This is a genomic window from Sorangium sp. So ce726, assembly GCF_051521405.1.
Taxonomy (GTDB): domain Bacteria; phylum Myxococcota_A; class Polyangia; order Polyangiales; family Polyangiaceae; genus Sorangium.
Genome location: NZ_CP150349.1, coordinates 66,376 through 91,363, shown reverse-complemented (window position 1 = coordinate 91,363; position 24,988 = coordinate 66,376). Strand labels below are relative to the sequence as shown.

The 24,988-nt window shown below is 71.2% G+C and carries 18 protein-coding genes; 13 read left to right on the top strand and 5 right to left on the bottom strand.

Annotation, left to right across the window (positions count from 1 at the left end; genetic code table 11):
* Positions 1 to 190 precede the first annotated feature (190 nt).
* Positions 191 to 1,153 carry a PLP-dependent aminotransferase family protein gene (locus WME79_RS00340; protein WP_437530812.1) on the top strand — a complete coding sequence of 321 codons (963 nt, stop codon included), beginning with the start codon at positions 191 to 193 and terminating at the stop codon, positions 1,151 to 1,153.
* Between the two features lie 94 nt (positions 1,154 to 1,247).
* On the opposite strand, the gene WME79_RS00335 is transcribed toward WME79_RS00340, so the two are convergent.
* On the bottom strand, positions 1,248 to 1,988 hold the full coding sequence (locus tag WME79_RS00335) for a hypothetical protein (protein ID WP_437530809.1): 741 nt from the start codon (positions 1,986 to 1,988) through the stop codon (positions 1,248 to 1,250).
* 245 nt (positions 1,989 to 2,233) lie between these two features.
* On the opposite strand from WME79_RS00335, the gene WME79_RS00330 reads away from it, so the two are divergent.
* From WME79_RS00330 to WME79_RS00305, 6 genes are all read left to right on the top strand, one after another.
* Positions 2,234 to 2,908 carry a dienelactone hydrolase family protein gene (locus tag WME79_RS00330; protein ID WP_437530807.1) on the top strand — a complete coding sequence of 225 codons (675 nt, stop codon included), beginning with the start codon at positions 2,234 to 2,236 and terminating at the stop codon, positions 2,906 to 2,908.
* A gap of 110 nt (positions 2,909 to 3,018) precedes the next feature.
* The gene (locus WME79_RS00325; RefSeq protein ID WP_437530804.1) at positions 3,019 to 4,374 is read left to right on the top strand and encodes a cyclic nucleotide-binding domain-containing protein; all 1,356 of its coding nucleotides are present in this window, start codon (positions 3,019 to 3,021) and stop codon (positions 4,372 to 4,374) included.
* A gap of 276 nt (positions 4,375 to 4,650) precedes the next feature.
* Positions 4,651 to 6,204 (top strand): protein kinase domain-containing protein, encoded by a 1,554-nt coding sequence (locus tag WME79_RS00320; protein WP_437530801.1) that lies wholly within the window; start codon positions 4,651 to 4,653, stop codon positions 6,202 to 6,204.
* 8 nt (positions 6,205 to 6,212) lie between these two features.
* A complete protein-coding gene (locus tag WME79_RS00315) occupies positions 6,213 to 7,211 on the top strand; it encodes a tetratricopeptide repeat protein (protein WP_437530799.1) in 999 nt (332 codons plus the stop codon).
* A complete protein-coding gene (locus tag WME79_RS00310; protein ID WP_437530796.1) occupies positions 7,169 to 8,896 on the top strand; it encodes an SBBP repeat-containing protein in 1,728 nt (575 codons plus the stop codon). The genes WME79_RS00315 and WME79_RS00310 overlap by 43 nt, the downstream gene beginning before the upstream one ends.
* Before the next feature lie 334 nt (positions 8,897 to 9,230).
* Positions 9,231 to 9,842 (top strand): hypothetical protein, encoded by a 612-nt coding sequence (locus tag WME79_RS00305; RefSeq protein ID WP_437530793.1) that lies wholly within the window; start codon positions 9,231 to 9,233, stop codon positions 9,840 to 9,842.
* A gap of 166 nt (positions 9,843 to 10,008) precedes the next feature.
* Here WME79_RS00305 and WME79_RS00300 read toward each other — a convergent pair whose 3' ends face one another.
* Complete coding sequence (locus WME79_RS00300; protein ID WP_437530792.1) at positions 10,009 to 13,329, bottom strand: lamin tail domain-containing protein; 3,321 nt, start codon at positions 13,327 to 13,329, stop codon at positions 10,009 to 10,011.
* A 37-nt stretch (positions 13,330 to 13,366) separates the two neighbouring features.
* A complete protein-coding gene (locus WME79_RS00295) occupies positions 13,367 to 14,617 on the bottom strand; it encodes a hypothetical protein (RefSeq protein WP_437530790.1) in 1,251 nt (416 codons plus the stop codon).
* Between the two features lie 155 nt (positions 14,618 to 14,772).
* Between WME79_RS00295 and WME79_RS00290 the strand changes: the two genes are divergently transcribed.
* The 4 genes from WME79_RS00290 to WME79_RS00275 all read left to right on the top strand — a co-directional run bounded on the left by WME79_RS00290 (position 14,773) and on the right by WME79_RS00275 (position 20,357).
* A complete protein-coding gene (locus WME79_RS00290; RefSeq protein WP_437530788.1) occupies positions 14,773 to 16,470 on the top strand; it encodes a hypothetical protein in 1,698 nt (565 codons plus the stop codon).
* A 68-nt stretch (positions 16,471 to 16,538) separates the two neighbouring features.
* Positions 16,539 to 17,339, top strand: a complete 801-nt coding sequence (locus WME79_RS00285; protein WP_437530785.1) for a hypothetical protein — start codon at positions 16,539 to 16,541, stop codon at positions 17,337 to 17,339.
* Between the two features lie 200 nt (positions 17,340 to 17,539).
* The gene (locus WME79_RS00280; RefSeq protein ID WP_437530783.1) at positions 17,540 to 18,277 is read left to right on the top strand and encodes a hypothetical protein; all 738 of its coding nucleotides are present in this window, start codon (positions 17,540 to 17,542) and stop codon (positions 18,275 to 18,277) included.
* 133 nt (positions 18,278 to 18,410) lie between these two features.
* The gene (locus WME79_RS00275) at positions 18,411 to 20,357 is read left to right on the top strand and encodes a CBS domain-containing protein (RefSeq protein ID WP_437530781.1); all 1,947 of its coding nucleotides are present in this window, start codon (positions 18,411 to 18,413) and stop codon (positions 20,355 to 20,357) included.
* 178 nt (positions 20,358 to 20,535) lie between these two features.
* Here the strand turns inward: WME79_RS00275 and WME79_RS00270 are convergent, their stop codons facing one another.
* Both WME79_RS00270 and WME79_RS00265 read right to left on the bottom strand, forming a co-directional pair.
* Positions 20,536 to 20,742, bottom strand: coding sequence for a hypothetical protein (locus WME79_RS00270; RefSeq protein ID WP_437530778.1), 207 nt, complete (start codon positions 20,740 to 20,742; stop codon positions 20,536 to 20,538).
* Positions 20,739 to 20,951, bottom strand: a complete 213-nt coding sequence (locus WME79_RS00265) for a hypothetical protein (RefSeq protein WP_437530776.1) — start codon at positions 20,949 to 20,951, stop codon at positions 20,739 to 20,741. The genes WME79_RS00270 and WME79_RS00265 overlap by 4 nt, the downstream gene beginning before the upstream one ends.
* Positions 20,952 to 21,210: 259 nt before the next feature.
* Here WME79_RS00265 and fadI point away from each other — a divergent pair, with 259 nt between their 5' ends.
* Together fadI and fadJ are read left to right on the top strand one after the other, a co-directional pair.
* On the top strand, positions 21,211 to 22,521 hold the full coding sequence (gene fadI, locus WME79_RS00260; protein WP_437530774.1) for an acetyl-CoA C-acyltransferase FadI: 1,311 nt from the start codon (positions 21,211 to 21,213) through the stop codon (positions 22,519 to 22,521).
* On the top strand, positions 22,518 to 24,746 hold the full coding sequence (fadJ, locus tag WME79_RS00255; RefSeq protein WP_437530771.1) for a fatty acid oxidation complex subunit alpha FadJ: 2,229 nt from the start codon (positions 22,518 to 22,520) through the stop codon (positions 24,744 to 24,746). Before fadI ends, fadJ begins: the two co-directional genes overlap by 4 nt.
* Positions 24,747 to 24,988: the final 242 nt, after the last annotated feature.

The window sequence follows — 24,988 nt, the reverse complement described above, 5'->3', positions numbered from 1 at the left end:
GTCCCACACCCGACCTGTGCAGTCCCCGATCTCGCGTGATGCGCCGCGGAGCGGGCCACGGCTCAGACAAGGCCTCGACCCGTTCGAGCCCCTGAAACGGCGGGCCACGGACACACCTGGCCTCATCAGCTTCGCGGGCGGGCTGCCCGCCCCGGGCGAATTCCCGCGCTCAAAGCTCGCAGCCTCGTTCGTGCGCGCTCTTCAGAACCCCAGCTGCCCGGCGCTCCAGCGCAGCTGGCCCGAGGGCGACGAGGACCTCCGCGCCTGGATCGCCGGGCAGCTGCGCCGGCGCGGCGCACAGGTGGCTCGCGACGACGTCATCGTGACCAGCGGCGCACAGCAGGCCGTGTCCCTCGCCGTGCAGCTGGTCCGTGGATCGCGCGCCTGGATCGGCGTCGACCCCGAGAGCTCCCCCGGCGCGCTCGATCTGTTCCAGGAGCTCGGCGCGACGGTCGTCGACGGCGGCAGCAGCGTCGATGCCTATTACCTCATGCCGGCCGTCTCCACTCCGCGTGGACGCAAGCTGTCGCGCAGCGATCGAGCCAGGGTCCTCTCGACCCTCCGGCCCATCATCGAGGACGACGCTTATGCGGATCTCTCCTTCGACGGCGCCGCCCCGCGACCGCTGCTGGCCGAGGCGCCTGATCGCGTGTTCCATGTCGGGACGTTCTCGAAGACGATCTGCCCCGGCCTCCGCGTCGGCTGGCTCGTGCCCCCGCGCTCGCTCCGGGCCGACGTCCTCCAGCTGCAGCAATCCACCGACCAGCAGGCGGCCAGCCTGCAGCAGGCCGTCCTGGAAGACTACCTCCGCACAGGGGACTTCGATCAGCGGCTCGTGCGCCTGCGGGAGTTCTACGGTCGCCGCGCCGCCCGCATGGAGCGGGCGCTCCGAAAGCACCTGCCCGGCTGGCGGTTCGACCCGCCCGCCGGCGGCTTCGCGATCTGGGTCGAGCCCGACGCCGAGCCGAACGAGGCCTTCTTCCTGGCCGCCGCCATCGAGCACGGCGTCGCCTTCGACCCGGGCTCGCTGTTCCGGGCTCACGGCGCCGTGCGCCCATTCGCCCTCCGGCTCTGCTTCTCCTCGGTGGCGTGCGACGAGGACCTGGACGAGGGCGTGCGCCGCCTCGCGCGGTGCTGGGCCGAGGTCGCGTAGCGTCGCCAGCGCGTGCCGATTCACGCCAGCGCCCTGCGCGACCTCTCTCCCTCTCTCTCCACTCCCGCTCTCCTTGAGCGCCGCTGCAGGCCGCTCACTGCGCCAGCGGGCCGCCTGGTTTGTGCGGGACGGGCGGACGGCGATCGAGCAGCTCCCGCGCCGCGGCCCGAACGACCGCGGGCACGTCCGCCGCCGCCGCGAGCCGCAGGAGCTCGGGCCGCAGGAGGAGGCGCACCATGGGCACCGCGATCTCCTGCGGCGCGCCCGGGTTCTGCACGATCGCCATGCGCACCCGCGCGCGCTGCGGCCACTCGGGGTGCTTCGCGATCTCCGTCAGGACCTCCGCGTTCGCCGGGCGGCGGGCCGCGAGGCGGACGACGTCATCCTCGGTCAAGCGCGGGTTCGCGAGCAGGTTGCGGATGACCAGCGGGTGCGGGTCCCGGAGCAAGGCTTCGAAGGCCGCGCGGGTCGGCCGCCGGGCCAGCGCGCGCCGCTCGCCGAGCGTGAGCGCGCGACCGGCGCTCGACGTGGCGACGAGCCGCTCGTCGGGCGCCGGCGAAGCCGGCTGCGCCTCGGGCCGCCGCGCCTTGCGGCGCAAGAGGCGCGAGAGCGGCAGCAGGGCATGGGAGGACGCGAGCTCTCGGAGCTGCTCGACGCGCTCCGAGAGCTCAGGATCCACGAGGACCGGCACGACGGCGCCCAGCACGTCGCGCGCAAGAGGGTTGGCCTGCTCGGCGTCGCGGCAGAGGTCGTCGAGCGCGCGGGCGACGGAGGGGAGATCGGCGCGCAGCACCTCGCTCCGCAGGAACGAGACCCGCAGCCGGAGCTCTTTCAAGGACGAGACGGCTCGCCTCCATCGCCCCGCCAACGCATCCACGCCGTCAATCTACATCGCCGGCGTCCCGGCGTGGAGCGGATGCCAGGCAGTTTGCGCTACGCAACGTGCGCGGGGCGATTATCCTGCGCCGCGCCATGAGGGGACGGCGAAGCCGGTCCCCGATCACCGACGGGACGGCATAGCCGATCCCTGATCACGGACGGGACGGCGCAGCCCACCCCGTCTCGAAAGGGAGGAGTCGCATGTCCGAAAAGGTTTCGTTCCCCGCGAAGGACGGGTCCTCGGCGACCGGCGAGATCGTCTGGCCGAAGCAGGGCGACAAGTCGCCTGCCGTCGTCTTGATCCAGGAGTGGTGGGGTGTGAACGACCACATCCGCTCTCTGCTCGATCGGCTCGCCGCCGCCGGGTTCATCGCCCTCGCGCCCGACCTCTACCACGGCAAGACCACCAAGGATGCCACCGAGGCCAACCAGCTGATGGTCGAGCTCGACAAGCCGCGCGCCCTCGCGGAGATCGCCGGCGCCGTCCGCTTCCTGTCGGCGCACGAGCGGTCGAACGGGAAGGTCGGCGTCATCGGGTTCTGCATGGGCGGCGCGCTCAGCTTCGCGGCCGCCGCGACGATCCCCGAGCTCGCGGCCGCGGTGCCCTTCTACGGCATTCCGAGCCCCGCGCCCGACTACGCGCGCGTCAAGGCGCCCATCCTCGCCCACTTCGCCGCGCGCGACGGCTGGGCGACGCCGGCCGCCGCCGAGGCGATCCAGAAGGAGCTCGCCGCCCACGGCCAGTCCATGGAGCTCCACGTCTATGACGCCGACCACGCGTTCGTGAACGACACGCGCCCCGAGGTCTACGCCCCCGAGGCCGCCAAGCTCGCGTGGGAACGGAGCATCGCGTTCCTGAAGCAGCACCTCGGCTGAGCACGACGCCATGATCCTTCCCGGGGATCCGCGGGGCGCGCGGGGCGCGCGGGGCGTCAACCGGGCGCGTTCTTTGCCGCCGCGCAATGAACCCTGATATACACGCTTACATGGCCCTCCCCCCGGTACTCCCGGGCTCGATCCAGCAGGCGGAGTCGCCGATCGACCGAGCGCTCTCGCTGGCGCTCGCGGGAGAGCGGGACGCCGCGCTGCGCTGGGCCGCTGCGCTGGTCCGGCACGACCCGACGATGCCGTCGGCGCTCTGCCTCTGCGGTCGCCTCCTCGGCGAGCTGAACCGGCACGAGGCCGCGCGCGAGGCGTGCTCCACCGCGACCGCCCGCGCGATCGACCTCGAGAACCTGCCGCTCGCCGTGGCGGCCGCGCGCGAGAGCGAGCGCTTCGGCGGCGATGCCGGGCCCGGGCTCGACCTGATCGCCGAGGCGTTCTGCCGGGACTCGCCGCGGCTCGGCGAGGGCGCGCCGCCGCCGCCGCCCCTGCCGGCCGCCGAGGCGTTCCAGCCGCTCGCCTCCGTGCTCACCGGCGCGCTCCTGCTCAACAAGGCGACGGAGATCATCCACGACGCCACGCGCAGGCTGGCCGCCCAGGCCGATCACCCCGGGATCGCGCCCCAGCCGGTCTTCTCGTCCGTCGGGCGCGACGCGCTCCGCGCCCTCTGCACCGCCTTCACGCCCATCTGGGTGGCGGCGGGGACGACCGTGATCGAGCAGGGCGCCGCGCGCAGCGAGGCCTACTTCGTCGCGCGCGGGGAGCTCGAGGCGCGGCGCCGGCGCGTGGACGAGGAGATCATCCTCGCCCGGCTCACGAACGGCGCCATGTTCGGGGAGATGGCGCTGCTCTCTCGGGCCCCGCGCACCGGGAGCGTCGTCGCCACGCGGCCCTCCATCGTGCTCGAGGTGAAGCGCGACGCGATCGACGACATCGCGCAGCGCGAGCCCGAGGTGGGCCTGGAGCTCGCGGCCTACTGCCGGGACCGCATGGTGGAGAACCTGGTCCGCATGAGCGACGTGCTCCGCGTCGTGCCCGAGGCCGACAGGCCCGCGCTCGTGAAGCGGTTCCGCACGCGCACGTTCGAGAAGAACGAGCGGCTGCTCATCCAGGATGAGCGGCCCCCCGGCCTGTTCCTCATCGCCTCCGGAGAGGTCGCCGTCGTCCGGCGCGACGCGGCGGACGACGCCCGCGTCGAGCCGCTCGTGCTCTCGACGCTCGGCCCCGGCGACGTCGCCGGCGAGATCGCGATGGTCCTCCGCCGCGCGGCGAACGCCGATGTGATCGCCGTTCACCCCACCGTGACGCTGTACCTTCCGGCCACCGAGTTCATGGGTCTGGTCGAGGATCACCCGGCCGTGCTGGCGCAACTCTACAAGCTCGCCGTCCAGCGCGACGACGAGACCACGAGCATCATGGCCGAGGAGGTCTCCGTGGCCGAGGACTTCGTGTTGATCTAGGGTACCGATCCGATCGAAAAATTGACGAAACGAACCACGGATGCGTCGAGGTTTTGTTGTTGTCGCTTCTGTGTCTCTGTGGTTCAAACTCTCTCTCGCGCGGCGTTTCAACCTGTTCGGTGCTCTAGCGACGTCCTGCGAGCACGCGGCGGGTGCACCGATTGACGCTCCGCGCCACGCCCCGTAGACTTTCAGTCTATCCGTTGTTGTTGTTGACCAGCACTGAACAACCACCAGCGTAGGGAAGGCCACGCGCGCACCACAGGTCCTGCGACAATGACGACGAACGCGTTCGGGCTGGAGGGACAGGTGCTGGTCGGCCGGTATCGGCTGCTCCGCCCTCTCAGCTCGGGCAGCATGGGCACCGTCTGGCGCGCGGACGATCTCACGCTGGGCTCGCCGGTCGCGATCAAGGTGCTCGGGCCTCTCTACGCGAAGGACGAGACGGTCCGCGCGCGCTTCTACCAGGAGGCGCAGGCGGCGGCGGCGCTCCGCAGCCCGAACGTCGTGCAGATCCTCGATCACGGCGTCGAGAACGATGTCCCTTTCATCGCGATGGAGCTCCTCGAGGGTGAGGACCTCGCGCATCGGCTCGACCGTGTCGGCGCGCTCGATCCGGCCGATACGGCGCGCATCTTCGCCGACGTCGCGCGCGCCGTGCGCAAGGCCCACGACGCCGGCATCGTCCACCGCGACCTCAAGCCCGACAACATCTTCCTCGCCCGCGACGACGACCGGGAGGTGGCCAAGGTCCTCGATTTCGGCGTCGCCAAGACGCGCCTGTCCGGCAAAGAGGGCATCGGGACGCAGGCAGGCGTGCTGATCGGGACGCTGCCGTACATGAGCCCTGAGCAGGCGCAGGGCGCGACCGTCGATTACCGGTCGGACCTCTGGGCGCTCGGGGTGATCGCGTTCGAGTGCGTGTGCGGCCGGGCGGCGATCACGGCCGAGGCGCCTGGCGCGATGATCCTCGAGATATGCAGTGATCCGCTGCCTGTCCCCTCGAAGGTGGCGTCTGTGCCCGTGCCGCCGGCGTTCGACGAGTGGTTCATGCAGGCGTGCAGCCGTGACCCGAACGGGCGGTTCGCCTCGGCGACGGCGATGGTCGACGCGCTGCGCGACGCGCTCTTGCCGCCCAGCGACGCGCAGGAGGGCGGGCGGGCCTCGGTGAGCTCGATCCCCGGTGGCGCGGGCACCGCGTCGCCCTCCGTCCCGCCGATCTCCGCTGCGCCGCTCTCCGCCGCGCCGCTCTCCGCCACGCCGCCTTCCGCCGCGCCGCTCTCCGGTCCGCCGATCTCCACCTCTCCGCTCTCCGTCTCGCCGGGTGGGAGCGTCGCCTCACCGCCGGGCCTGTACGACGAGGCCGGGGTCGACTCGAGACCTCGCCGCAGGATGCCGGCCCCGGCCGTCGCGCTCGGCCTCGCGGCTTCGGTCCTCTGCGGGGTGCTCTTCATCGGCTGGCGCGCGCTCGGCGACGACCCGATCCCGCATGCACCGCGGTCCGGCGCGGCCTCGCCGCCGGGGACGCTCGAGACACCGCCTGTCGCTGCGCCGACGAACAATCCGCCGGCGGAAGCGAATTCGTCCAGGTTGGCGCCCGAGATCGCGCCTTCCCAGGACACGACGGCCGCGGCGACCTCGACGCCTGCGCCCCGCGCCGGCCCCGCGCTGGCCGCCGGCGCTCCGGCCGCGGCCGCCTCCTCGGCCCGGGCGACGCCCGCTCGCCCGGGCAAGGCCGCGTCCTCCTCGCTGCGGCCCAGGCCCTCGTCCGCGGCCCCGCCCGCGGCCTCCAGCGCGACGCGCCCCAAGTCCGACCGCCTCGGCTTCTGAGGAGACGAATGCGCGCGCGATCGAGGGTCTCGGGCACCGCCACCATCGCGTTCGCGCTCGCGTTCGCGCTCGCGACCACCGCGCGGGCGGCCGACGTCGACCCCGCCACCATGAACGCTGCCCGGGCCCTCGCCGAAGAGGGCCTCGACCTCTTCGACAAGGGACAGTATGCGGCGGCGCTCGACAGGTTCGGGCGCGCGGACCAGCTGATCCAGGCGCCGACGATCGACCTCTATGCCGCGCGGTGCCTCGAGCAGCTCGGGCGCCTCATCGAGGCCTCCGAGCGCTACCTGCAAGTGAGCCGCACCTCGCTCGACGCCTCGGCCAGCGACGTCTTCGAGGCCGCTGTCGCCGACGCCGGGAAAGCGTACGACGATCTCAAGCCACGAATCCCCAGGCTCTCTGTGGGGGTGCGCGGCGCCCCGGAGCGCGAGGTGCAGATCACCATCGACGGCAAGCCGATGCCACCCGCGCTGGTGGGGGTGAGTCAGCCTGTCGATCCTGGCAAGCACGTCGTCGAGGCCGCGTGGGCGGGGCGTGTCGTCCGGCGGGAGGTCGCGCTGCAGGAGCGGCAGGAGGCGGCGGTCGCGCTCGAGTTCCCCGGCGGTGTCCGCCCGCCGATCGTCCTCCCCCTCCCCTCGCCCGCCGGCCCCGCGCCGGGCACCACGCAGCGCGTGCTCGGCTGGACCGCCGTCGGCACGGGCGCCGCGGCGCTCGTGGCCGGTGGGATCACGTTCGGCATCACGAGCGCGCGGCGCAGCGAGCTGATCGACCTCGGGTGCACCGAGGACGTCGTGTGCCCGGACACGCCGCAGACGCGCGACAAGCTGGGCTCGTACAACGACATGCGCCTCGTCCCTGCGCCGGCGTTCATCGTGGGCGGGGCGCTCGCCGCGGGCGGCGTCGCGCTTCTCCTCACCGCACCGTCTGCGGCGGCGAGGTCCAAGGGCGCCGCGGTCCGTCCATGGATATCGCCGTGGGGCGCCGGGATCGCGGGGGTGTTTTGATGAAACGCAGCGGCTTCATGGTCCTTTGCGGCGCGGTCGGCGTGGCCGGCGCGCTGGGCGGGTGCTTCGACGAAGGCGTGATCGTGCCCGGCGCCATCAGCGGCGGCGGCACCGCCCAAGGCGGGATGGGCGGCGTGGGCGCCGCCGGAGGCGCAGGCGGCGTTGGCGGCGTGGGCGGCGTGGGCGGCGCGGGCGCCGCTGGAGGCGTCGGCGGCGCAGGAGGCGCGGGTGGCGCGGGGGGCGCAGGCGGCTGCGCGCCTTGTTATACAGGCCCCGAAACGACCAAGGGAAAAGGCGAGTGCAAGGAAGGCTGCCAGCGAGGCGACTCGTGCGTCGACCAGGTGGTCCCCACGGCCGAGAGCTGTACGACGAAGCAGAATGACGAGAGCTGCGACGGTGTGGCGGAGTGCACCGGAGATCACGAGTGGAGCGCCAAGCTCGGAGCGAACGGCGAGCAGATGGGCTATGACGTCACCTTCACCAGGGAAGGGAACATCCTGGTCGCGGGTGCCTTCAGCATCAGCCTGGATTCCGTCAGCAGCCAGGGATCGTACGACGGCTTCGTCGTCGAGCTCGCTCCTGGCGGCGCGACGGAATGGTCGAAGGCGTTCGGGGGGAACGGCTCGGATTCTTGCAATCGCGTGGCGCTCGACAAGAACGGCGGCGTGATCCTGGCCGGGACCTTCGAAAACACACTTAACTTCGACGGGACGCCCCTCACGAGCAGAGGCAGCTCGGACGTGTTCGTGGCGAAGCTCGACGCAGATGGCGTCCTGGACTGGATCAAGACCATCGCCGGTCCGAGCGTCGATAAAGTGAACGGGCTCGCGGTGGATTCGGACGACAACATCGTCGTCGCTGGCAGTTTCACCGACTGGGCCGACGTGCTGGGCGGGGACCGCCTGGCGAGCGAGGGTGGAGAGGACATCTTCGTCGCGAAGATGGACGCCCGCGGCAACTTCGTCTGGAGCAAGAACTTCGGCGATTCGACCGCTGAGGTCGCGAACGACGTTGCCGTCACGCCCGACGGAGGCGTGGTCGTGGTCGGCCGCATCGCGGGCAAGGTGTACGTCGGGACGACGCTCCTCAATGCTCAGGGCGACGACGCCTTCATTGCGAAGCTCGACGGGGGTGGGACGCCGCTTTGGGCCAAGATCTTCGGCGACACCATGAGCCAGGAATTTACGGCGGTCGCGGTGGACGCGAAGGAGGGAAGCATCTTCGTCGCAGGGAACACCGGGGGAACGATCAACTTCGACGGAGCGCCGCGGAGATACGCCGGAGGAACCGACGCGGTCGTCGCCGCCTTCGACGCGGACGGCAAGCATCGCTGGAACCGTCTGTACGGGGATGCGCAAGATCAGAAGGCGCTGGGGGTGGGGGCCGATCAGGCGGGCAACGCCATCGTGGTCGGAGAGTTCAAGGGCGCCCTCGACTTCACCGGCTCGAGGCTCCAGTCCCTCGGCGGCAACGACGCCTTCTTCGCGAAGCTCGCTCCGAACGGCGATACAGCCTGGGCCAAATCGTTCGGCGACGCGAACGAGCAGCGCACCCGGGCCGTCGCCGTGGATGCGCTGGGGGCCATCGCGCTGACGGGCAGCTTCAGCGGCAGGATCGATCTCGGGGGCGAGCCCCTGACGAGCGTCGGGGGCGCCGACGCCTTCGTCGCCAAACTGCAGCCCTGACGGCCACCTCGCGGCGAGGTGCAGGACCTCCGTTGGACCAGGGGACGCATCGAGGTCCGGTGAGCGATCCATGCACCAGAACAAGTGATCCACCCGGATCTCGCGCGACTCGCCTTTGGAGCGCCTCGCGCGTCCTCGTTTTGCGGTGTGAGTCCTCGTTTTCCGGCGCGAGCCCTCACTTTACGGTGTGAGTCCTCGCTCTGCACCTCTGTTTGCTTCAGGGACAATGCACGCGGTGCCAAGTCAAGGCGCGCTCACCTGGCATCACACTTGCTTAGAGGCCCCCCCACTTGCTTAGAGGAGGAATGGCTCACGCAGGAGGAGGTCTCGCGCGATGATGAACACGCAACAAAGCCCGGGAGTGCTCTACCAGGGGACGAGAGGGCCCAACAGCATCGCGCCGGTGGCGGCGAGCGTGCCGCCCATGTCGGGGGACCTCGAGCGCGAGCTCGAGGCGATCGCCCAAGGCGTGCGGCAGAAGCGGCGGGGCCGGTTCGCGTTCGGGATGGGTCTGGTCGTGGCGGCCGTGGCCGCGGTCGCGGTGACCACCTTCGCCGGCAAGATGAAGGAAGCCGAGGCGGCTCAGGCCGAGGCCGTGGCCGCCCGCGTCGCCGAGCAGGACAGGATCGCGCAGCTCAACCTCCAGCTCGACGAGCGCAACCGGAAGATCACCGAGCTTACCCTCGCGCTCGACGCCGCCAAGAGCGACGCTGAGAAGGCGCAGAAGGCGTTCACCGATTACAAGGCGACAGCGGCGACCAAGGCGCTGGCCGAGGGCGAGGACGTGGCCGACGTGAAGACGTCGAACGTCAGGGGGGCCGCGACCCTCCGCGGCCGAGCGGCGACGTCCGGCAAGGCGGCGCGGGGCGCGAGCGCGGCGGCGCCGGCCAAGAAGGGCGGAAAGTGCGTGTGCAAGGCGGGCGACCCGCTCTGCGGCTGCCTGTGAGCGCCCGCACACGGCTCATTCCTTCTTGAGTTCTCCCCACCCTCTCCAGACACAGCTGACAGGACGAAGACACCGGCGCGCGCGGCGTGGACCGCGCGGCGGCGCCGGGCGAACAGCGGGCCTCCGAGGCGCGCTGCGCTGAGGAGCGCAGCGCCTCGGCCGGGGCTCACGGCGCGTTCGCCGCACCAGGGGTGATCGTCGCGGAGAGCGCCCAGTCGGCGGCGGCCTGGTTCGTGTCCGTCCCGTCGGGCAGGCGGCAGAGCGAGCCAGCCGCCATGCCGCCGTCCGCCACGGTGGCCGGCAACGCGTCGCCTTCGACGAGGCTCACGCTGGCGCCCCCGATCGTGACGGCGGTGATGCTCCCCTCGTAGGAGAGCGCGTCGATCACAGCCCCTGTCATGGTGTTTATCAGCGCGATCCCGTCGGAAGCTCCGTTCTGCACCCGGTCGGTCTGCGAGCCCGGAAACGCGATCGTCACCGCACCTTCCGCCACGACGCCTGGCATGGTGTCGGTGCCGACCACTGCCGTGCTGCCGACAACGAGGTACTGGCCAGCCGCGAGCTTACCGGCGGAGCTCAGATCGAGCGTTCTGTAGGCGGAGGGCGCGCTGCTGGATCCATCGACCAGCACGACCGCATGGCCCGTGAGATCCACGGGCGCGCCGGTGCCATTGTAGATCTCGATGAACTCGGCTGCATCGCCGCCCGGCTGATCGTAATCCACCTCGTTGATCACGAGCCCTCCCGTCGCGGCTGCCACCTCGAGGTCCTCGACGCCGCGCGGCTCGACCTTCGAGCCGTCGTTCCGGTGGCTGAGGATGCCGCGGATGCTAGCGAAATGGTCGCCTTCCGCCGGAAAGGGGTCGGACCGGTACAGGAGGTCGTCCACGCAGAGATCGCCTGTGACGATGAATTCATAATACATCGTATCGAGCCCGAGCACCGTGACGGCCTCCACCTCGACGAGGACCCCCTCGAGCTCGCCGGCGCGCGCGCCGCCCGTCGCGATGTCGGCCGGCGCGACGTGCTCCGGCGCCGGCGCCGCCTCGCCGAGCGACGCGATCACCTCGATCACGGCGGACCCGAGCTGGATCTGCCCGAAGAAATTCGTGATCACCGCGCTCGTGATCCGCACGCGATCGCCGACCAGCACGGTGCTCTGCGGGCTGTACACGTAGACGCCGGAGTACGCTGGCCCTGCGTACCCCGGGTCGCCTGGCTTCGCCTGGACGAAGAAGCCGCTCGCGTGCTTCCCGGTGACAAGCACGTTCTCCAGGGCCACCGTCTCGCCTTCCGCGCGCGTGCCGTCCTTGATATCGTAGATCTCCACCGTGCAGCCCAGGGCCCCTGCGTTCGCCTGGTCCGGGCACAGGTCGCACGGGTCGCCCTTGCCGTCGCTGTCCGCGTCGGCCTGATCGGGGTTCTGGAGGTTCGGGCAGTTGTCCGCGCCGTTCGGCGTGCCGTCGTTGTCAGCGTCGTTCGGGTCCGGCGGCGAGCAGAGCGTGCTGCCCGCGTCCAGCGGGCACGCGTCGCAGGCGTCGCCGTCGCCGTCGCCGTCGAAGTCGGCCTGGACCCCGTTATCGAGCGGCCGGATCGGGTTGAAGACGCTCGGGCAGTCGTCCGCGCCGTTCTCGATGCCGTCGCCGTCGAGATCCGCGTCCGCCGGCTGCCCTGTGTAAACGGTCGAGCCGTTCACCGAGGCGTTCAGGGGCCCGCTCTCCGCGCGCGACGGGATGCAAAGCGGCTCGCGCTCGGGCTCGCCGCAGAAGAAGGTCGGGTAGATCTCGCCCGCCTGCTGCTCGAGGTCCTCCAGCGTCATCCCGATCTCGTCCTGCAGACAGACCTGCTTCGACACGCCGCACACCTCGACAGCGTCGCACGCGTCCGCGCCCCGGACCGCGGACACCACGGCCGCGTCGCCATACAGGACCTTTCCGCCGCGCATCACGAGGACAACGTCCTCGGGATCGGCGGCGACGACCGCGCGGTGGTCTTCGCGCTCCCTGCCGTCGAAGATCGCGATGTCGGCGACCTTCCCCGTGGACAGCGCGCCGATCACGTCGTCCGTCGCGGTGACCGCGGCGGCGCTCCCGGTGACCATCCTCCACAGCTCCTCATCGGTGAAGAAGCCGTCGTAGTACGTCTGGTTGAGCGCCGCCGCGCACCGGAGCTCGCGCAGGAGGTTCATCGACCCGGTCGCGATCCAGTCGGTGCCGAGCGCGATCTGCACCCCGAGGCGGGCGGCGGCGGTGACCACGGCGGTATCGCCGTAGAGGGTGATATTGGAGCGGGGAGACCAGATGAGCGCCGTGCCCTCCGCCGCCATCGCCGCGTAGTCAGGCGCGGTCAGGCCGATCCCGTGGATGAACGCGCTCTGCGGCTCGAGCACGTCGTTCGGCGCCGTCTTCAGGCAGACGAACTCGTTGCGCGCCGACGCCTCGATCCCCTCGGCGACGTGGGGGCAATAAGCGTCCTCGCCCTCGACGTCCTCCCCCGTCACCCGGTCGGCCGAGTAGCCGCAACCGCTCACGATCTCGCGGCCGCCCGTGTCGTCGAGCGGGAACGTATCGAAATGGACCGCCTTCTGGCCCAGGCCCTCCTGGTCGCCCCGATCCAGGTTCCGGAGGAGCCCTGGCGCGCTCCCCGAGCCGACGATCGAGGTCGCGCCGCCCATCAGGAAGCGGAGCTCGCCCCAGTGGATCTGCGCCTGGCTAGCCATGCCGGGCGTGTCGATTCTCGTGTGCTTGTTGTTGCCGGTGCGCCAGTCGTGCCGGTGCTCATAGCGCTCCTCGGTCGGGGTATACGGGCTGTTCTGCGTGTACGTGATGTGGTCATGCGTGTTGATCAGCGCCGGGGAGACGACGCCGGTCGGGCACGTGATCTCCGTCGCCCCCGCCGCCTCACAATCGCAGCCGACGCACGCGATCGCTCCCCGCTCGTCCACGAGCACCCGCCCGCCCCGGTACACCCTGCCCGGGGCCAGCACGACGCCCCGGATCAGCGTCGCGCCCGCGCCGGCGACCACCTCGCACGCCCCCTGCGCGAGCGGCAAAAGCTCCTCGCAGACGGTCTCCTCGGCTGGCGTCTTCGTGCAATCGATCTCGCAACCGTCGCCCGTCGCGACGTTCCCGTCGTCGCACTGCTCCCCCGGATCGAGCGCGCCGTCGCCGCAGCGCGGGGGCACCTCGATCTCGCATACCGACGAGCAGCCGTCCCCGCCCGCCGTATTGCCGTCATCACACGCCTCGCCCGCGTCGACGGCGCCGTCGCCGCAGCGGGGCTCCGCTGGCTCCTCGCGCTGGCACGTCGGCGAGCAGCCATCGCCCTCCGCGGGATTGCCGTCGTCGCACACCTCGCCCTCGTCGACCACGCCGTCGCCGCAGACGTCGAAGCGATCGCCCGCGCCGTCGTCCCCGCAACCATTGAAGAGCAAAAGTCCAACGTGCACGGCGATCCGCCGCGCGAAGCGCGCCGAGCTGTGAGGCATGCCTCACCTGTCGGCGACAAGAGCGCTCGAGTTGCCTTCAAACGACGCGGCGGCGGCGCACCATCGCGATCGCGCCGATCGCGAACAATGCGAGCCAACCCACATCTGGCCGCGTTCCGCCTTCGCTGGTCGCGCCCGCCGCATAACTGCAGGCGCTCGCGCGCCGCTTTCCGTCGATCGGCCGCCCCATCTGTCCGCTGCTGCCGGGCGGCGAGCCGGCTGCGACGCCGCCGCCGCTCGATCCGCTCCCCCCGCCGCCGCTCCCCGTCCCCCCGCCTTGCTCCGTCGGCTCGCACTTGTCGGCCGACTCGCTGAACGCGGCGAGCGCGAGCTTTTCCACGCCGGCCTCGTCGACGAGGCCGAAGGGCTGCTCGTCGAGCGGCGCGTCCTGGAAGCTGGCCCAGACCACGCCGGCGACGTCATCGCGCTCCGAGAGGAGCTCGAACGATGTGGTCAGGTTCGCCGCCTGGAGCTCCTCGCCGACGAGCGCGCTCGACCACGCGATCCCGGTCACGGCGAAGGGGCTCTCGTCCCCCTCCTCGTCGGCGAGGTCGCGCAGCTCGTCGAGGTAATCGCCGAGCGCCACCGGATCGACCTCGGTGCCCTGATGGAAGAACAGCTGTTGACCGAGGCGAGACCACGGCGTCCGCTGGCCGAAGCGCGCCTCGAGATCGTCCCACACCGGCTGCTCGTAGAGCTCGCGCAGGTAATCGACCCCCGAGAACGGCGCGGCCGCGTCGTCCGAGGCGAGCAGGCCGCCCGTGGTCAGCGACAGCTCGTCGACGTTGAAGAGCGCCTCGTTGCGGATGCGGATCTGGGCGAGGATCTGCGCGAGCACCCGGGGCAGGACGAAGGTGCAGCCGGCGTGCTCCGGATCGAGCGCGGGGTCGGGGAGGTCGGAGCAGTTCGGCTGACTCCAGATCTCCCACTGGACGACGTCCCCCGCGTACCTCGTCATGAGCGCCTCTGCCGTCTCGGCGAACGCCTCCACGTACGCGTTGTCGCCGTCCCGGTCCGGATCGTCATTCCAGACGTCCTGTCCTTCTCCGAGCGTACGGTGAGAGAGGAGCCCCACCGGCTCGAGGCCAGCGGCGCGCGCCGCGTCGATGATGTCGTCGTACTGCTCGAGCTTGTCATCGTCCCAGGCCTCGGCGTCATCGAGCACGAACTCGACGCGCACGGCGCCGGCGCCCGCCCGCGCGAGCCGTTTCGCGTGGTCGTCGTCGAGGATCACCTCCCCTGCGTCGACGGGCGCCCCTGGATCGATGCCATAGAAGCCGCACGGCACGCCTCGGGCACCGAGCGCCGGGGGCGCGACGAAAAGGGCGGAGGAGGCGGCAAGAGCGACAATGGCTGCACGCATGTCGCGAGGATAGCTGGGATGAGCGCCTCGACCAAGAAACGACCCCGACATGAACCATCCATGGTAGGGAGAGGCTTCACATGGCTTTCCTGGAACCGGAAGAAGCAGAGCACGGGCAACTCGGGGTCGCCCCTCCGAGCGGCGAGGCCGACGGCGACATGGAAGCGGCGGACGACGGCGCCGTCGAAGGCGCACCCCCGGCCCGGAGCTGGCGCGACTGGCTGCGAGGCGCGCCGCTCTCCGAGCGCTTGCACCTCGCGTTCGGCCTCGTGTTGCCGGCGTTCCTGCTCGTCGTGAACATGGTGCGTGTGCGCTCGTTCACGATCGACGACGCGTACATCTCCTACCGCTACGCGCGCAACTTCGCCCGGGGCCTCGGGCTCGTCTACAACGCCGGCGAGCGCATCGAGGGGTACACGAACTTCCTCTGGACCGTGCTGCTCGCGGGCGGCATCAAGCTCGGCCTCGACCCCGACGTCGTCGCCAAGGTGCTCGGCGGGCTCGCCGCCTGCGGCTCGCTCGGCGCGCTCTACCTGCTCTCGGCCCGGCTTCGCCCGCACGGCGCGGTCCCTTGCATCGCCACGTGGCTGTTCGCGAGCTCGATCGTGCAGAGCGGATATGCCGTCTTCGGCCTGGAGACGCCGCTGTTCGTCCTGCTCGTCCTCGCGGGCACCGAGATGATGTTCCGCGAGCGCGATCGGGGGACCGGCTTCCCGTATTCGGGCCTCGTCTTCGGGCTCGCTGGCCTGACGCGCCCGGAAGCACCGATGTTCATCGGCATACCGATGCTCTTCCTCGGCCTGCGCTTCTTCGGGCGGCAGAACCTCCTCCGCGGCGTCGTCTTCGCCGCGCCCATCGCGTGCCACATGCTCTGGCGGCACAGCTACTACGGCACGTGGCTGCCGAACACGCTGAGCGCCAAGACCGGCAGCCTCGCGGAGCAGCTGGCCGGCGGGCAGCGCTACATCGCGGAGTACGCGGAGCACACGTGGCCGGCGCTCCTGCTCGCGCTCTTCGGCCTCTGCGTGGCGATCGTCGCGCGCCACCGCGACGCGCTCTGCGTCGCGGCCCTCGCGCTCGCGGTGGGCGGCTACGTGCTCCTCGTGGGCGGGGACTGGATGCCGTACTACCGCTTCATGAGCCCGTTCGAGCCGTTCTGCTTCCTCCTCGCGGGCCTCGGCGCGCGCGCGCTGCTCGAGCCGCTGCTCGCGGATCTCTCGGCCCGCGCCGCGGACGCGCCCGAGGGCGGGGCGCTCGCCCTCGCCGCGGGGGCCGGCGTGCTCGCGCTCGGCGGCCTCATCGCGCTGGGCGTCTTCCGGGCGCAGCGGATAGAGCACGCCCAGCACCGGATCCTCGACGACGAGAAGCGGTTCTGGGACAGCGCCGCGGGCGGCGTGGCCGCCTGGTTCCAGGAGCACGCCAAGCCCGGCGAGGTCGCCGTGGGCGACATCGGGTACATCGGGTATGTGACCGACTATCCGGTGCTCGATCTCCTCGGCCTCGTCGATCCCGTGATCTCCAAGCTCCCTGGCGGCTACACGCGCAAGACGGGCCCCGGCTACGTGCAGCACGTCTTCGACAAGATGCCGCGTTACTTCGTGTTCGTCGGCGGAGCCGACACGTGCGACAAGCTCCCGTTCCCGGCGCAGGAGAAGCTCCGCAAGGACCGGCGTTTCCGGGGCGTGTACGAGGTGGCCGGGATGGTGCGCCACAGCAAGAACGGCTACTGGTGCGTCTTCGAGCGGCCGGACGACGCCGCTCCGGCCCCCGCGCCCTGAGCCCCACCGCACCGCGGGCGCGCGCGACCCCACCGCAGCTCCGCGAGGTTTGCTAGCATCGCCGCCCCATGCCCTGGCTCTGGTACGTAGGTCCCCTTGCGTTGCTCGTCGTCTGGTTCCTGACCGGCTTGCGCGGTCGGCACGAGGCGCGGCGCGACCGCGAGCTCGCGCGCTGGCGCGCGCTGATGACCCCGGAGGCGGCCCCGGCCCGATCCGGCGCGAAGGCCGGCGGCCGGAAGGCCGACGCCGGCGGCGACGGCCCTCGTCCGGTGCGCTCGTTGCCGTCCAGCCTCGAGCACACGCTGCAGGAGACAGGCGGCGGCGCGGTCCTCGCCCGCTACGAGCTCGTCCCGAAGCTCGCCTACGTCGCGGTCGTGGGGCCGGACGCGAAGAACGGCAGCGAGTACCAGGTGGTCCTCACAAAGCTGGCCAAGGCTGCGCCCCGGCTCACCGTGTGCCCGCTGCCCATTGTCGATGGCAGGCGTGCCCCCAACACCGGCGTCCAGTTCAAGAAGGACCCGGAGTTCATGGAGCAGTTCCTGGTCGAGGGGCCCGAGGCGAAGGCCATCGGCCGGTGGCTCTCGAAGAGCATCCGCGACGCCCTGCTCGACTTCCCCGACGCGTGGCTGTTCGTGCAGGATCGCGCCATGGCGCTCGCCGTGTACGGCCCCGTCGACGCCGACCGCATGGAGGAGCTCGTGATCGCCGCCGACGCGATCTTCGCGGAGCACGGCAACGAAGGCGCTCCCTCCCTGCTCTTCGACGGCAGCGACGACGCTGGCGACGACAGCGAGGAGGACGAGGATGAGGACGAGGAGGACGAAGACGAGGACGAGGAGGCCGCGGGCGCCGAGGGCGCCGTTCGCTGACCACGGCCGAGCCGAGCCATGGTAGTCCTCGCAGGTGGGCCTGATTGAACGCGAGATCGCTGCTCTCCTCCGCTCTCCTGCTCTCGCTTTGGCTCACGGCGCCACCTGCCGCTCCGGCAGAAAAGAACAGCTGGGCTAAATCCCAGGGATCGCGCGCGGAGCTCGAGCTCGACGTCCTGAGCAAGTCGGCCTCCTGGGCCATGGACGATGTCACGTCCGAGGTGAGCACGTTCGGGCTGACCTTCGACCTCAGAGGTCAGCTCGAGCGGTTCGGCCGGCTCCACCTCGACGTGGATCTCCCGCTCGCCTACGGCAACGTCTCCGCCACGTTCCGGTCCACCCGGCTCGGCGTCGACGAGAGCAGCAGCGCCGGCAGCCTTCTCTTCGGCAACCCCACGGTCGGCGCCCACTACGCGCGCGCCCTCTCGCGCAAGCTCACCGTCTTCGGCGGCGGCGCGCTCTCGATCCCCGTCCTCAGCGCCCCCGACGCCGACGCCCGCGCCACGCTGCAGGCGACCGCCCCTGCGCGCGCCTCCTACGACCTGCACAGGCTCACCGCCGGGCACCTTCCCCTGAGGGCCTTCGGCGGCATCGAGGCGGAGCTCGCCACGCGGCTGGTCTACCGCGCGGACACCGCGGTGATATTCGCCCTCCCGACCAGCAGGGCCGGCGTCGAGCTCGTGGTCGAGCAGGGCGACGAGCTCGAGCTGCGCGGCCGGGGCCCCTATGGCGGCGGGCTCCGCCTCCAGGCCGCGCTGACGCTCACCCGCGACGACATGATGCAGCTCGCGATGGAGCCGTTCTTCACCTACACGCTGAAGCAGCCTGGCTTCTACGCCCGGGCGGGCCTGCTCGTGGCGATCGACGCGCCGCTCGGGTTCGGCCTCGCCGAGGACAAGGTCGCCACGCTGCGGCTCGCGGCTGGCCGCAGCTTCTGACCGCGCCGGGCCGCCGCGCCGCCCGCGCCGAGCCAGAGGCCCGCTGTCCCGTCAGGGGATCCCCTGCGCCCCCTGCCGCTCGCCGTCGTAGGCTTCCCTGGAGCGGAAGCGAGCGAAAGGCGGGGCGATCACCATGGGCGAGCAGCACGTCTCCGAGCAGGCGAGCGAGGAGCAGCACAAGGCGTTCATGCGGGCGCTGCTCGACGACGTGGAGGCGCTCGAGCGCCTCCTCCTGGAGGATCGCATCGAGTCCGGCGTGCGCCGCATCGGCGCCGAGCAGGAGATGTTCCTCGTCGACCGCGCGCTCCGGCCCGCGCCGCTCGCGCTGGAGGTGCTCGAGCGGGCCGCCGACGACCGGCTCACGACCGAGCTCGCTCGCTTCAACCTGGAGGCGAACCTCACCCCCCTCCCGTTTGGCGGCGACTGCCTGCGGCGGCTCGAGGCCGAGCTCTCGGAGGTCATCGGGCGGGCGGCCGAGGCCGCGCGCGCCGCCGGCGCCGACGTCCTGCTCACGGGCATCCTCCCCACCCTGCGCGCTGGCGACCTCCGCCTCGAGAACCTCACGCCGGCGCCTCGCTACCACGAGCTCAACCGCGCGCTCCTGCGGCTGCGCCAGGGCGATTTCCGCGTCTCGATCCACGGGCTCGACGAGCTCGAGATGACCCACGACAACATCCTGCTCGAGTCGTGCAACACGAGCTTCCAGGTCCACCTCCAGGTCGGGGCGCGGGAGTTCGCGTCGCTCTACAACCTCGCGCAGGCGGTGACCGCGCCCGTCCTCGCCGCCGCGGTCAACTCGCCGCTGCTCCTCGGGCAGCGGCTCTGGCACGAGACGCGGATCGCCCTCTTCGAGACCTCGGTCGACACCCGCCCGACCACGCTGGAGGGCCGGCAGCACAGGCCCCGCGTCCATTTCGGCGACGGCTGGGTGCAGGGCGGCGTGCTCGATCTCTTCCGCGAGGACATCGCGCGGTTCCGCGTGGTCATCACCGCCGAGACCGGCGAGCCCCCCGCGGCTGTGCTCGCGCGCGGGGAGGTGCCGGATCTCAAGGCCCTGCGGGTCCACAACGGCACCGTCTACCGCTGGAACCGCCCCTGTTACGGGGCCCTGGCCGGGGTCGCGCACCTGCGCATCGAGAGCCGCGCGCTGCCCTCGGGGCCGACGGTCCTCGACGAGGTCGCGAACGCCGCCTTCTTCTTCGGCCTCATGTCCGGCCTCGCCGCCGAGCACCCGCGCATCGACCTCGAGATGCCGTTCGAGGACGCCAAGGCGAACTTCTTCGCGGCGGCCCGCCACGGCCTCAAGGCGCAGCTCACGTGGATCGGCGGCCAGAGCCTCCCTGCCCCGGAGCTCATCCTCTCACACCTCCTCCCCGCCGCCCGGGCGGGCCTCTCGGCCGCGGGCATCGACGCCGCCGACGTCGACCGGTACCTCGGCGTCGTCGAGGAGCGGGTCCGCCGCGGCCAGACGGGCGCGCAGTGGGCGCTCGGCTCGCTCGCGGCCATGGCCGGGCGGGGCACCCCGGAGCTGCGCAACCGCGCCCTCTGCGCCGCGATGCTCGCCCGCCAGCGGGAGGAAGCCCGGGGCGGCGGGGCCGGGCGCCCGGTGCACGCGTGGGAGCCCGCCGCGCTCGAGGACGATCTGAACCTCGTGCGCGACAGCTACCGGACCGTGGGCCAGTTCATGTCGACCGATCTGTTCACGGTGCGGCCCACCGACATCGTCGATTTCGCCGCGAGCGTCATGGACTGGCGGCACGTGCGCCACGTCCCGGTCGAGGACGAGCAGGGCCGGCTCGTCGGCGTCGTCTCGCACCGCGCGCTGCTCCGGCTCGTCGCCCGCGGCGCCGCGGCGGCGCCGAGCGGATCCGCACCGCCCACGGTCGCGTCCATCATGCGGCCCGACCCCGTGACCGTCGCCCCGGACACGCCGACGCTGGAGGCGATGCGGATCATGCGCGAGCAGCGCGTCGACTGCCTGCCCGTCGTCGCGGGCGAGCGGCTCGTGGGCATCGTGACCGAGCGCGATCTCCTCGACGTCTCGGCGGCGCTGCTCGAGGCCTTCCTGCGCGAGGCGTGAGCAGGCGCGGCTGCCGGTGACGCGCGCGCCGGAGTGGCAGAGAGAGAGAATGAAACGCAAAGGCGCAAAGGCGCAAAGGCGCAAGAAGAAGCGAGAAAAATTCTTCTCGACGTCTTTTTGCTTCTTTGCGTCTTTGCGCCTTTGCGTTCTTTATTCTTCTAGAAACCCTACGCGGAGCTCACAGATCGCTGATCTCGACGCACGTCATCGCGTCGCCCTTGGCCTGGCAGTCGAACACGGTGCCGTACGCGTTGAAGAAGCCCTGCTTCGTGCGCGTGACGTGGTACCGCGTCCCGTCGATCTGCCGGATGCTCGTGTAGCTCCCCTGACAGCCGATCGCCCCGAGGCTCGCGAGCAGGAGCCCGAAAATCAAAGAACGCTTCATTCGGCCGCCTCCGTCGTTACCTCGACCTCGGTGCACTCCGCCTTGCCCGGCGCGTCAGGGCACATCCACATCGCAGGCTGGTTGTTCTTGTGACCGGCCACATACACGTAACCCGGCGCCGCCGGCGCCGAGTCGCTTGCAAACGTCGCACACCCAGCGAGCGCCGGAGCGCCGCAGAGCAACGCACTGCATAGAATGAGTTTCCGCATGGCCAACCACGCTATCGGCAAGCTCAGCCGTGGGCCAAATTAGCGCCCAGGCTGTCCCAACCGTCCTTCCTCCCAGCTCGCTTTCTCGTGGAGCGCCTCGCCGCCTGCGACGCCCTCGCCGCCTGCGGTTGACACGCCGCGTTAGCGCACCTAAGGGAATTACCCCAACCGGTGTGCGCTGGCACGCCGGGATCCGGGGGGCTGCGCGGGGCGCGCGGGGCGGGCTCGCGATGGGCTCTCCGGCAGCAGAGGAGTCGACATGGCTTCAGCCAAGAATGGGAAGGGCGGCAAGGACCGGGTGGCGGTCGTTGCCGGGCTGCGCACGCCGTTCACCAAGGCGGGGACGGCGCTCAAGGCGCTGCGCACCGTCGATCTCGCCGCCACGGTGGTCAAGGAGCTCCTCCAGAGGAGCGAGGTGACCCCGCGCGACGTCACGCTGGTCGTCTACGGCCAGGTGGTGCCGACGCTCGACTGGCTCAACATCGCGCGCGAGGTCGTGCTGCGCACCGGCCTGCCCAAGGACATCGACGCCTTCAGCGTCTCGCGCGCGTGTGCGACGTCGCTCCAGGCCATGACGAGCGCCGCCGAGGCGATGCTCGCTGGCCAGCACCACGTCGCCCTTGTCGGCGGCGCCGACAGCATGAGCGACGTGCCGCTCGGCGTCTCCCGGAAGCTCGCCTCCGCGCTGACCGACTTCCAGAAGGCCAGGACGCTCGGCGCCCGGCTGGAGATCGTCTCCCGCCTCTCGCTGAAGGACCTCGTGCCCCCGATCCCGGGCTTCTCGCGCGAGCCGACCACGGGCGAGCAGATGGGCGAGGCCGCCGAGAAGATGGCGAAGCAGAACGGCATCTCGCGCGCCGAGCAGGACGCGATCGCCCACCGCTCGCACACGAACGCCGCGCGCGCCTGGCGCGACGGCACGTATGCCGCCGAGGTCATGCACGTGATCCCCCCGCCTTACGACAAGCCGGTCGAGCGCGACAACGTGGTCCGGGACGACTCGACCCTCGACGCCTACGCGAAGCTGTCGCCGGCCTTCGATCGGCGGCACGGCACGATCACCGCAGGCAACGCGTCCCCGCTCACCGACGGGGCGAGCGCCCTGCTGCTGATGCGCGAGGGCAAGGCCAAGGCGCTCGGCTACCAGCCGCTCGGGTACGTCAAGTCGTGGTCCTACGCGGCGGTCGACCCTGGCTGGCAGCTCCTGATGGCCCCGGTGCTCGCCGTGCCGCGGGCGCTCGAGCGCGCCGGCCTCTCGCTCGCCGACATGGATCTCGTCGACATGCACGAGGCCTTCGCCGCCCAGGTCGCGTCCAACCTGAAGGCGCTCGCGTCGCCGTCGTTCGCCGCGGAGAAGCTCGGCCGGTCCGCCCCCGTCGGCGAGATCGATCCGGAGAAGCTCAACGTCAACGGCGGCTCGATCGCGCTCGGCCACCCCTTCGCCGCGACGGGGGGACGCATGGTGCTCTCCACGCTCCGCGAGCTCAAGAAGCGCGGCGGGCATCACGCGCTCCTCACCGTCTGCGCGGCGGGCGGCCTCGGCGCTGCCGTCGTCCTGGAGGCCGCATGACGACGACATCCGCCGCCGCCACGCCGGCCCCCGCGGCCGCGAGCCCGCTCTCCCTCGAGGTGCGCCCCGACGGCGTGGCCGTCGTCACCTACGATGTCCCGGGCGAGGCGGTCAACACGCTGAAGCCCACGTTCACCGGCGATCTCGAGCGGATCGCGGGCCAGATCGCGAGCAACCCGCTCATCAAGGCGGCGATCCTCGTGTCCGGCAAGGCCGACACCTGGATCGCGGGCGCCGACATCGAGATGCTGAAGAGCGTCGCCACGGCGGCCCAGGCCGAGGCGATGTGCCGGGCCGGCCACGAGGCGATCCTGCGGATCGTGCGCTCGCCGAAGCCGATCGTCGCCGCGGTCCACGGCGCCGCGCTCGGCGGCGGCCTCGAGGTGGCGCTCGCCTGCCACGCCCGGGTGCTGAGCGACGACCGGAAGACGGTGCTCGGCCTGCCCGAGGTGCAGCTCGGCCTGCTCCCCGGGATCAACGGGCTCCAGCGGCTCGCGGAGCGCGCCGGCCTCCAGGCCGCGCTCGACCACGGCCTCACCGGCAAGAACATGCGCCCCTCGAAGGCGCGGCAGCTCGGCGTCGCCGACGACGTCGTCCCCGCGGCCATCCTGAGGGAGACGGCCGCGGCGCTCGCGCTCAAGCTCGCGCGTGTCGAAGGCAGCCCGCCGTTCCGGCTCAAGCGTGGGAGCGCGCCGAAGCTCGACTCCGCCGCGCTCACCCGCGCGGCCCTCGAGCGGAACCCGATCGGCCGTGCCCTGCTCTTCCAGCAAGCAGCGCGGCAGACGCGCAAGAAGACCGGCGGGCACTACCCGGCGCCCGAGCGGATCATCGACGTGCTGCGGACCTACGCAGAGAAGGGCTTCGAGGCGTCGAAGGAGGTCGAGGCGCGCGCGTTCGGCGAGCTCGTCGCGTCGAGCACGGCGCACCGGCTGATGGAGCTCTTCTTCGCAACGAACGCGATGAAGAAGGACACCGGCGTGGACGACCCCGCCGTGCAGCCCAGGAAGGTCGAGAAGATCGCGATGATCGGCGCCGGCCTGATGGGCGCCGGCATCGCCTATGTCAGCCTGAACGCCGGCATCCCCGTGCGGCTCCGGGACCGCGACGACGCGTCGATCGGCCGCGGGCTCAAGTACGTGGCCGACATCCTCGGCGAGCGGGTGAAGAAGAAGCAGCTCACCCCGCTCGAGCGCGACGAGAAGCTGGCGCTGCTCACCGCGACGACGGACGGCTCGGGCCTCCGGAGCGCCGATCTCGTGATCGAGGCGGTGTTCGAGGAACTCACGGTGAAGCACGCGGTCCTGCGGGACGTCGAGCAGCACGGCAAGGACGGGGTGATCTTCGCGTCGAACACGTCGTCGATCCCGATCTCCCGGATCGCGGCCGCGTCGAAGCGGCCGGAGAACGTGGTCGGGATGCACTACTTCAGCCCGGTGCACAAGATGCCGTTGCTCGAGGTCATCCGGACCGAGGCGACGTCTCCCGAGGTGGTCGCGACGGCGGTGGCGATCGGCAAGCGCCAGGGCAAGACGGTCATCGTCGTGAACGATGGAGTCGGCTTCTATACGAGCCGCATCCTCGGGCCGTACATGAACGAGGCGAGCTGGCTGCTCGCCGAGGGGGCCGCGATCGAGCAGGTCGACGCGGCGCTCGTCGCGTGGGGCTGGCCGGTCGGCCCGCTCGCGCTGCTCGACGAGGTGGGCATCGACGTGGCGGCGCACGTCGGCCCGATCATGCTCGAGGCGTTCGGCGACCGCCTCGCGCCGCCTCCCACGATGGCCAGGCTGGTCTCCGACGACCGGAGGGGCCGCAAGAACGAGCGCGGGATGTACCTGTACGGCGCGGCGGCGAAGAAGAAGGGCAAGGGGAAGCACGCCGACGAGAGCGTCTATGGCGTGCTCGGGCTGCCGGTGCCGAGGGCGAAGGACAGCCCGCCGGTGCCGATCGAGGAGATCCAGCTGCGTTGCTCGCTCCAGCTCGTGAACGAGGCGCTGCACTGTCTCGGCGAGGGGATCCTCCGGAGCCCGCGCGACGGCGACGTCGGCGCGATCTTCGGCCTGGGCTTCCCGCCGTTCCGCGGCGGGCCGTTCCGCTACGTCGACAGCCTCGGCGCCGCGGAGGTGCTCCGCCGCATCGAGATCTACGAGCGCCGCTTCGGCAAGCGCTGGACGCCCGCCCCGGCGCTCGCCGAGGCGGCGAGGACCGGGAAGCCCTTCTACGGCTGAAGAGAGAGAAGAAAAAAACGCAAAGGCGCAAGGGCGCAAAGGCGCAAGGAGAAGAAGAAACAACTCTTTCTCTCTCCCTTGCGTCTTTGCGCCTTTGCGCCTTTGCGTTTTAAATTCTTCATCCATCCACCACGCTCGCCGTTTCTATCGAGCTCCGTGGCCACGTCCGACACAGCCCCTGGGCCCTGATGGCCCGCGCCTTGCTCTCCTCTCGGCGAGAGGCCGACCGCGCGGGAGGGGGC

Bases quoted from the DNA above. Each gene is read 5' to 3' on its own strand.
- WME79_RS00330 (WP_437530807.1), top strand. From the start codon at position 2,234: ATGTCCGAAAAGGTTTCGTTCCCCGCGAAGGACGGGTCCTCGGCGACC.
- WME79_RS00325 (WP_437530804.1), top strand. From the start codon at position 3,019: ATGGCCCTCCCCCCGGTACTCCCGGGCTCGATCCAGCAGGCGGAGTCG.
- WME79_RS00320 (WP_437530801.1), top strand. From the start codon at position 4,651: ATGACGACGAACGCGTTCGGGCTGGAGGGACAGGTGCTGGTCGGCCGG.
- WME79_RS00315 (WP_437530799.1), top strand. From the start codon at position 6,213: ATGCGCGCGCGATCGAGGGTCTCGGGCACCGCCACCATCGCGTTCGCG.
- WME79_RS00310 (WP_437530796.1), top strand. From the start codon at position 7,169: ATGGATATCGCCGTGGGGCGCCGGGATCGCGGGGGTGTTTTGATGAAA.
- WME79_RS00305 (WP_437530793.1), top strand. From the start codon at position 9,231: ATGATGAACACGCAACAAAGCCCGGGAGTGCTCTACCAGGGGACGAGA.
- WME79_RS00300 (WP_437530792.1), bottom strand. From the start codon at position 13,329: ATGCCTCACAGCTCGGCGCGCTTCGCGCGGCGGATCGCCGTGCACGTT.
- WME79_RS00290 (WP_437530788.1), top strand. From the start codon at position 14,773: ATGGCTTTCCTGGAACCGGAAGAAGCAGAGCACGGGCAACTCGGGGTC.
- WME79_RS00285 (WP_437530785.1), top strand. From the start codon at position 16,539: ATGCCCTGGCTCTGGTACGTAGGTCCCCTTGCGTTGCTCGTCGTCTGG.
- WME79_RS00280 (WP_437530783.1), top strand. From the start codon at position 17,540: ATGGACGATGTCACGTCCGAGGTGAGCACGTTCGGGCTGACCTTCGAC.
- WME79_RS00275 (WP_437530781.1), top strand. From the start codon at position 18,411: ATGGGCGAGCAGCACGTCTCCGAGCAGGCGAGCGAGGAGCAGCACAAG.
- WME79_RS00270 (WP_437530778.1), bottom strand. From the start codon at position 20,742: ATGAAGCGTTCTTTGATTTTCGGGCTCCTGCTCGCGAGCCTCGGGGCG.
- WME79_RS00265 (WP_437530776.1), bottom strand. From the start codon at position 20,951: ATGCGGAAACTCATTCTATGCAGTGCGTTGCTCTGCGGCGCTCCGGCG.
- fadI (WP_437530774.1), top strand. From the start codon at position 21,211: ATGGCTTCAGCCAAGAATGGGAAGGGCGGCAAGGACCGGGTGGCGGTC.
- fadJ (WP_437530771.1), top strand. From the start codon at position 22,518: ATGACGACGACATCCGCCGCCGCCACGCCGGCCCCCGCGGCCGCGAGC.